Consider the following 8051-nt stretch of genomic DNA (forward strand, 5'->3'; position numbering starts at 1 on the left):
CAGCCTAATTCGGGGTCCCTTTCACCAGCTGCTCGGATTAGCTTTCCCACCTGCTCAACGGGAGGGATACGGATGTCGTGACGTCGGACGCGAGGTGGCGAGGCTCGGGCCGCTGGACTCGTCGTGATCCACCCCCACCTCACGGCCTGGTTGAGAAGCCGGCGTAGCAGTGAGTGGACATGGTGGATGCTTTGCGCACCGAGGGGCCCCACCTTTCCCTGCACCACGCCGCTGGAGGTCGGCATAGAAAGCGTCAATGTCAGCAGGGCGGAGGTTGCGCACCTTGATGTGGCCGAAGCGGGGGAGGATCAGGCGATCGAGGAGTCGCCGGTACTCGCGCAGGGTCGTTGGAGCCAGATTCGCATCGGCAACGGCCTCCCACCGCTGGACGAGGTCCGAGAGGGTTCCCTCGGCGACGACGTCGCTTCGGCCCGCCTCCATGAGGACCTCGGGGAGCATGTCCTCTGCGAAGCGCTTGTTGCCGTGGATGGTGCGCGTCAGATAGCGCTTGCGACCCTTCTCATCGCGCCCCAGATACACGCGCGCATACCAGGTGTTCTTGCCTCGGGGTTGGAGGCTCCCTCTCACCGCCGAGAGGCTAATCGGATGATCAAGCCAGATTCCTACGAGCTCAGGGCGGTGCTAGAGGTGCCGCCTGAGCTGGTACTTTGTGGCGCCCCCGGGAGGATTCGAACCTCCGACGCACGGTTTAGGAAACCGACGCTCTATCCTCTGAGCTACGGGGGCCAGGGGGAGCTGGGAAGACAGTCACACTCTAAGTCGCCGCTCTTCAGCGCCACCCCGAGAGCCAACCGAGTGCCCGACGCCGTCAGCGCCCGGTTGCAGTGATCTGGTCGATTGCCGCCAGGTGCCGCTGTTTGGCCTCATCGTCGAGGAACGAGGCAAGGAAAGAGTTGCGCGCCAGGTGAGCGATCTCCGCCTCCCCCAAGTCGAACGCGTCGGCGACAGCGCCGAGATTGTCCGCAACGTAGCCCCCGAAGTAGGCCGGGTCGTCGGAGTTGATCGTCACCATCAGCCCGCGGCGCACCAGTTCCGGAAGGTTGTGCTCCCGCAAGGTCGGAAAGACCCGGAGCTTGACGTTCGACAGCGGACAGACCGTGAGCGGGACCTGCTCCGCCACCAGCCGCTCCACCAGCCGCTCGTCCTCCAGGCACCGGACCCCGTGGTCGATGCGACGGGCGCCGAGAAGGTCGAGCGCTTCCCAGATGTACTCGGGCGGCCCCTCCTCTCCGGCGTGCGCGACGGCCGACAGCCCCATCTCCTGGGCCCGCCGGAAGGCGGCCGTGAACTTGGAGGGGGGATTTCCCACCTCCGAGGAGTCGAGACCGACGGCAGCCATCCAGGATGCGAATGGCCGGGCCTCCTCCAGGGTGTCGAGGGCGGCCTCGCCGCTCAGGTGGCGCAGAAAGCACAGGATCAGCCGCGACGAGATCCCCAGCTCACCGAGCCCCTCCTCCAAGGCACGGTGGATGCCCGTGACGACGGTCTCGAAGGCTATGCCCCGCTCGGTGTGGGTCTGAGGGTCGAAGAAGATCTCGGCGTGGCGAACACCCTGGCCGGCAGCACGCGACAGGTAGGCGGCCGTCAGGTCGTAGAAGTCCTGCGCCGTCATCAACACGGCGCAGCCCGCGTAATAGATGTCGAGGAACGACTGCAGATCGTCGAAGACGTAGGCCCGGCGGAGCGCCTCTACGTCCGGGAAGGGCAGGGACACCTGATTGCGCTCCGCCAGCTCGAACATCAGCTCGGGCTCCAACGTGCCCTCGATATGGAGGTGCAGCTCGGCCTTGGGGACATCCCACGCGAAGCCATTCACGCTCATCTGAAATTGCCCCTTCTCGTGACGTCCCCGGTCCGCTCCACCGTGCCACGCTGAGCGACGGGGCACCGCGCCCGTCCCCTGACCAGGGGATTGCTGCCGGCGGAGAAGGGGTACATCAACGTCGGTGCAGCCTGGGGACCAGGCGCTTGTCTGCTGACGACGTCTCAGCGCGACAGATCGGGCGATCTCGTCCCTGGTGCTGCTCACCCCTATCTGGCGGAACGAGGTGATGAGCATGGCCATTCAGGAATCCGGATCGGTCGTCACGGCCGACGGTCACACAGTTCGCGAGGGTCACCCCATCGTGCGGCGCAAGGTCCGCTTCGACTGGTCGACCACTGCGCCCCATTGGGTCCCGGACGACCCGTTCACCAGCCACGTCATCAACGTGCTCCATTTGCTCCTGCCCGCCGGTGAGCGGTGGTTCATCGATGTCGTGAACAAGGCCCGGCCCCTGGTGCACGACGAGGAGCTCCAGGAGGAGATCAAGCCTTTCGTGCAACAGGAGTCGTGGCACGCCTGGGCCCACACCGTCGTCTTGGAGCATCTCGCCGAGAGGGGCATCGACACGGAGCCCTACACCAGGCGACTGGAGAAGCAGTGGTTCGGCCGGGTGCTCGCCGACCACCCCGGTTGGCCACAGCCGCTCCAGCGGTGGTGGCTCAAACGCCGGCTGGGCGTCGTCGCCGCCATCGAGCACTACACGTGTGTGCTTGGCGCTTGGGTCATCGAGAACAAGGGGCTCGAGCGCGCCGGAGCCGATCCGGTCATGCTCGACCTCCTCCGTTGGCACGGAGCGGAGGAGGTCGAGCACCGGTCGCTGGTCTTCGATGTGCACAACGAGGTCTCGGGCAGCTACCTCCAGCGTGCGACAACCATGGCCGAATCGGTGTTCTTCCTGTCGCTGTTCTGGGTCCTCGGCGTCCAGTTCCTCATGCGGCACGACCCGTCGCTCCAGGGGGCCAAGCCCCGCTGGAGAGACTGGCTGCGGGCAGCGCGCCAGGATCGACTGCCCTCTCCGGCCAGGCTGTTCGGAGCCGCGCCTCGGTACGTGCGCCCCGGACACCACCCCAATCAGGAATCCTCGACGCAGATGGCGCTCGACTACCTCGCCCGCTCCCCCGCAGCACGGGCGGCCGCGAAGGGCTGACGAGACGTGGTCGCCCTCGGCGTCCTCGTGACGGCCGTCGCGGTGGCGCTGATCGGGCAGTTCGCGCTGTCATCGTGGGCCGAGTCCAGCCAGCTCAACCACGACCTGCAGCACGGGATCATCTTTCTGGCCGGGATCGGAGTCGGAGGGTCGCTCGTCGCGCTGTACCGCCTCGGCCGGCGATCGGCGAGCGACTGACCCACACGGCCAGCCCGGCGGCCGTCACGCCGCCCCCGGCCACGGCGAGCCACCACCACCAGCGAGCCGGTTCGGCCGGGGGAAGCCGGTAGGTCAGCAGTCCTCGATCAGTGGCGGCGACCAGCTGCGAGCCGATGGGCAACACACGCCAGGCGACCCCATCACCCGCCAGCTGGGGCCAGCTCTGGCTCCAGGTCCGCCCGCCGTCCAGGCTGGCTTCGACGCCGTCCTCCATGGTCCCGGCGTAGGCTCGTCCACCGAGCCCGAAGCTGACGCTCACCACGTGCACGCCCGCCGGTCCGGCGCGGTGGTCGTGCACCGTCAGCCCGGCCTGCGTCGGCCGCCAGCGCCCGCGGTCGTAGGTGCGCACGCCGTCACCCATGGAGCTCGCCACGAGCCGTCCGGTCGGGTCGGTGTCGAACATCACGACCCCGTACTGGCTCGAGCTTGGCGTCCAGCGGTCGCCGGTCCAGCGGTAGACGCCCCGGCCGTCGCTTCCGAACAGGCTCTGTCCGCGCCACGCCAGCGACCAGGCGCTGCTGGGATCGGCGAGGCCGGCACTCAGGTCCTCCCACCGGCGTCCGCCATCGGTCGTGCGCCACATCCCCTGCTCGGAGCTGGCCCACATGGTGCCCGTCCTGTCGAAATCGACGGCCACGGCATGGACTTCCGTGGCCTGGACCGGTAGGCGCTCGTAGGGCCCCTCCACCCGCGCCGCTCCCCACAGCCCGTCGACGGCGCCGGCAAGGACGGCGAAGGGGCCGCGGGCGGGCAGCTCCAGTCCGAGCACGGGATTGTCGTCGCTGAACGGGCCCACCCGTCGCCAGCGGGCGTCACCCAGTCGCTGGATGAAGAGCCCGCCACCGCCGGCGACCAGCTGCCGCCGGTCGGGGGTCAGGGCGAGACGGTCGAGGAACACGCGCGGCCCGGTCGGCGCCCAGGCCGCCCCCGCACCGGTCTGGGAGGGCAGCGCCGCGGCGCGACCGACAACGGCCGCCGCACCCACCGGGACCACCAGAAGCGCCAGCCCGAGCCATCGCGGCGCGCGTATGCGCCGCAGCCGGCGGTAGGCGCGGGCCCGGTGGTGGACAACATGCCAGGTGGTCGGGACGACCATCCACACCGACGCGATGAGGTGGGCGTCGGCAAGATCGCCACGGACAGGGGCGGACCACGGCACGAGCGCGAAGGCGCCGGTGAGGATGACCGCGGCGTAGCCCACACCGAGCGACCAGGACAGCCAGCGCTGCCACAGCACGAGCCCCGAGACTCCGGGCACCGTGGTCCGCAGACCGACCCGGCCGACCTTGGCCACGAGGAACACGACCATCGCCGAGCCCACGTACAGATGGACCGCATCGGTCGTCGCCAGCCGGAGCGGCGAGCGCAGGCCGCTGCCGACCAGCAGATAGGGCACGGCGCTCAACCAGGCCAGGGTGACCAGCAGACCGAGACACATGCCCAGCCAGCTCACCGATGACCGGGAGGTCCAGCCTCCGGGCACGGAGGGCGATGGGCGGTCCGTGGAGCCCGGCCTCAGCGAGCGACGCGGCGAGAGGCCTCGGTCAGCCCCAGCCGGGACGTGCCCGCCAACGTCAGCACGAACAGCGCGAACGTCAGCACGTGAACGGTCGTGCACCACAGGCAGATGGCCTTGATCGAGAGAAGCTCCGCGGAGATGAGGTACAGGACGAAGCCCATCCCTCCGACGGCCAACACGAGCCGCGTCACCGTCACGGCGGGCAGCGCGGATCGCCACGCCGCGGGCAGGTTGAGCACGACCATGGCCAAGAACCAGACCAGCCCCAGCAGGGCGATCGGGATCCCCACCAGCATCGACTGAGGGCTCGTCGTGACCTTGGCGCAGTTGATGGCGCCAGACCCACTGCAGGCCAGGATCGAGGTAGAGGTGTAGTGCGCCGCGGTGAGATAGGAGGACGCGCCGACGCCCGCAACGGCGAAGATCACGCCGAGGGCCGGAAACCAACCGCTCACGGTGCCGGGCCCGCCGTCACCTTCGTCGTCGGCCACGGGCGGACGCTCGACCTCCAGCCTCGGCGTCATCGGGTCAGCCGCCGAGCTTCGCCTTGGCCGCGGTGATCGTCGGGGTGCTGCACACCTGCCCCGGCTGGTTGTTGGTCAGCTGGCAGATGGCCGCGGTGAGAATGTTGGCCGTCCCGTCGATGTTCTGCGCCGTCTGGTTCGACGGGTCGGCCAGGCTGCCCGCGATCGCCGACATGGACTGACCCTGAAGGACCTGGGGGCTGTAGCTGGCGCCCGAGACGATGTAGCGGTTGCCGAAGTCCACGAAGGGGATCCCGCCCGAGCTTTGAGAGTACGGCGGGGTGTCGTACTGCTGGAGGAGCTTCTGCTGGGCTGCGGTCGGCTGCTGGAGGGGGGCGAACCCGTTGCCCGAGGGCTGGTTGCTCTGCGTCTCGACGGACGTGAACACCAAGTAGGGACTGGAGTAGCTCGATCCGTGGAAGCTGAAGGTCTTGGTCCCCGGGAACACGTCGTTGGTGGCGGACTCTGTGGCTCCCAGGTGCGAGAAGGTGCCGAACCGGCTCAGAGCCACGACCATCAGCCAGCGCTCGGCGGCGCAGTATGGGCAGTACTCGGCGCCGATGTAGAGCACCTCGGGCAGGCCGTTGCTGGTCAGCGCGGGTTGGTTGCCAGTGGTGGGCTTGGGCGCCTGGATACCCGACGGGCCCACGCCCACCGCCGCCAGCGTGCCGGGGGGCACGTTCGTCGCCGCCTGGACGACATCAGCGGGCGCTGGCGTCGTGGCCGTGGCCTTCGAGCCACCGCTCGTCACGGCAACAACGACGATCGCCACGACGACGACGATGACGAGCCCGCCTGCCGCCCAGGGCCACCACGTCCACCCGCTCCGACGAGGGGCTTGGCGAGCCGGGGCCGGTCGGGCCTGCTTGGCGCGGCTGGGCGGGGGACGGCTCGGTCCACCGCGGTTCCCCCGTGAGGACGTTCGTCCCGAATTGGCCACGTCGAGTTCTAACTCCCTGCTGGCGGGGCTGGCGCATCACCAACGCAACGCCCCGAAACTGTAGCGATCGAGCCCTGGAGTCGTGCCGCGGCCGGCCCGAGACACCGGCCGCCGGGCCTCACGCCGGCGCCCCCGCGCGCGATCCGAGCGCCGCCAGCACCTCGTTGGCGGCCCGCTCCCCCGACTCGACGGCGCCGTCCATGTACCCCGCCCACCGCGTCGCCGTCTCGGTGCCCGCCCAGTGCACCAGGCCAAGCGGCCGGCGCAGCGCCGGCCCGTAGCCCACCAGCGTGCCGGGGGTCGGAAAGCCGATCGGCCCGCCGGCGCTGAACTCCTCGCGGTTCCACAGGGCCTCGTAGTAGCCGTCGATGCCGCCCAGGGGCTGGAGGGCCTGTGGACCGAAGTAGTTGGCCAGGTCGGCCAGGACCTGGTGGTAGCGCTCCTCCCGGGTCCGGGCCGACCACGATCGAGCCTCGTCGGCCTCTATGAAGCCGAGGAGGGCGCCCGGAGTGACCCGCGGGGTCTGGGGATCGGGATACGGCGTGTTGTCGAAGGTGGCGCGGACCGTCCCGCTGTCGCTCGTGACCTGACCCGCCAGGCCCTGGTCCCGCCAGAAAGGCACGGGATAGATGACGTTCACCTTCAGGATGCTGGCCATGGGAAACCGCTGGGTGAGCTGATCGCGCAGGAAGCCGTCCGCGCTCAGGCTGGAGAGCGGAGGGTCGTAGGCCACACGGCCGGCCAGCGCCGGCGGGAGAGCGAGGATGGCGCGCCGCCCGGTCACGCTGAAGCCATCGCCTCTCGCCGTCACCGAGCCGCCCGAATGCTCGAGCGCCCGAACGGGGGCATTGAGAGCGAGGCTGTCGCCGAGCTGCGCGGCCATGGCGATCGAGATGGCCTGGGAGCCTCCGATGAAGCGGCTGTCCTGGGCACCGTCGGCGGTGTCGACGAGGTTGTCCAACGTGCCCGCCGAGGCGATGTAGTTGAGCAACCACAGCATCGAGATCTCCCTCGGCTCGACCGAGAGCACTTCCTCGACGGCCAGCGTCACCAGGTGGTTGGTGGAGGCGTCCGGTGAGCCCGGCGGCACCAGGGTGCGGCGCATCCATGATTCCACCGTCTCGCCGTCCCATTCGCTGGCGTGGGCGGAGCTCCACGGAGCAGCGGGATCGACGCCTTGCGCCATCTGGTTGAGCAGCCCGAGCGCCAACCCGGCGTTGGAGGTGCTCGGATCGGGCGGAATGCGACTGGAGCTGCTGTAGCGGGTGGTCCCCACACCGCGCAGGTAGTTGATGTAGTCGCCGTTGTTGTAGGTCTTGAACGTGCCGATGCCCAGCTCGCGGGCGAGTCCGAAGATTCTCGCCTGCGGACGGTAGACGGCCTGGGTCGGCACGCTGGAAGTGGCCGGCTCGTCCGGGAGCGGTCCCACGAACTGCCCGCCCATCTCGACCACCCGGCCGGGATAGCCGTTGGCGCCGAGGTCCTGGTTGAGCGTACGACCGCCCACGCGGTCGCGGGCCTCGAGCACCACGACCGAGATTCCTTTCGATCGCAGGGTCCGCGCCGCCACCAGGCCGGCGATCCCGGCGCCGACGACGACGACGTCGGCCCGGCGGCTGCCCGACGGCGCCCCGGTCGACTGGCCGCCGGAAGAGCTCCCGGCAGCGGCGGCGGGAGTCGGGCGGAAGGCGAGACCGGCGCCCGCCGCGGCCATGCCGCCGAGCAGCGCGCGCCGGGTCACGCCCAGACGGCCGTCATCGACGACGTCGCCGGTCGCCGGTTGTGGTTCGTGCCCGATCGGATTCATCCCCAGCCTTTCCGGCGTCAGGCGGCGGGCCCCGGTCGTCGCCGCACCA

The 8051-nt window shown here is 69.6% G+C and carries 7 protein-coding genes and 1 tRNA gene; 1 reads left to right on the top strand and 7 read right to left on the bottom strand.

The features are described from left to right. Positions 1-54: 54 nt before the first annotated feature. The 3 genes from VH112_13235 to VH112_13245 all read right to left on the bottom strand — a co-directional run bounded on the left by VH112_13235 (position 55) and on the right by VH112_13245 (position 1843). On the bottom strand, positions 55-540 hold the full coding sequence (locus VH112_13235; protein ID HEX4541198.1) for an N-terminal phage integrase SAM-like domain-containing protein: 486 nt from the start codon (positions 538-540) through the stop codon (positions 55-57). A gap of 131 nt (positions 541-671) precedes the next feature. Continuing rightward, positions 672-747 (bottom strand) — tRNA-Arg (locus VH112_13240). 82 nt (positions 748-829) lie between these two features. Next, a complete protein-coding gene (locus VH112_13245; GenBank protein ID HEX4541199.1) occupies positions 830-1843 on the bottom strand; it encodes an adenosine deaminase in 1014 nt (337 codons plus the stop codon). Between the two features lie 229 nt (positions 1844-2072). Here VH112_13245 and VH112_13250 point away from each other — a divergent pair, with 229 nt between their 5' ends. Then, positions 2073-2993, top strand: a complete 921-nt coding sequence (locus VH112_13250) for a metal-dependent hydrolase (GenBank protein HEX4541200.1) — start codon at positions 2073-2075, stop codon at positions 2991-2993. A gap of 118 nt (positions 2994-3111) precedes the next feature. Here the strand turns inward: VH112_13250 and VH112_13255 are convergent, their stop codons facing one another. The 4 genes from VH112_13255 to VH112_13270 all read right to left on the bottom strand — a co-directional run. Next, positions 3112-4650, bottom strand: coding sequence for a hypothetical protein (locus VH112_13255; protein HEX4541201.1), 1539 nt, complete (start codon positions 4648-4650; stop codon positions 3112-3114). Between the two features lie 77 nt (positions 4651-4727). Further along, positions 4728-5255 (bottom strand): vitamin K epoxide reductase family protein, encoded by a 528-nt coding sequence (locus VH112_13260; protein ID HEX4541202.1) that lies wholly within the window; start codon positions 5253-5255, stop codon positions 4728-4730. Between the two features lie 4 nt (positions 5256-5259). Continuing rightward, positions 5260-6027, bottom strand: coding sequence for a DUF929 family protein (locus VH112_13265; protein ID HEX4541203.1), 768 nt, complete (start codon positions 6025-6027; stop codon positions 5260-5262). Positions 6028-6313: 286 nt separating this feature from the next. Further along, on the bottom strand, positions 6314-8051 hold a 1738-nt coding region (locus VH112_13270), incomplete at its 5' end, for an FAD-dependent oxidoreductase (GenBank protein HEX4541204.1).

The sequence above is a fragment of the Acidimicrobiales bacterium genome (assembly GCA_036270875.1).
Classification (GTDB): domain Bacteria; phylum Actinomycetota; class Acidimicrobiia; order Acidimicrobiales; family AC-9; genus AC-9.

What these genes read in the sequence shown, in the direction of transcription:
- VH112_13245 (HEX4541199.1), bottom strand. Translation starts at nt 1,843, where the DNA reads ATGAGCGTGAATGGCTTCGCGTGGGATGTCCCCAAGGCCGAGCTGCAC.
- VH112_13250 (HEX4541200.1), top strand. Translation starts at nt 2,073, where the DNA reads ATGAGCATGGCCATTCAGGAATCCGGATCGGTCGTCACGGCCGACGGT.
- VH112_13255 (HEX4541201.1), bottom strand. Translation starts at nt 4,650, where the DNA reads ATGTGTCTCGGTCTGCTGGTCACCCTGGCCTGGTTGAGCGCCGTGCCC.
- VH112_13260 (HEX4541202.1), bottom strand. Translation starts at nt 5,255, where the DNA reads ATGACGCCGAGGCTGGAGGTCGAGCGTCCGCCCGTGGCCGACGACGAA.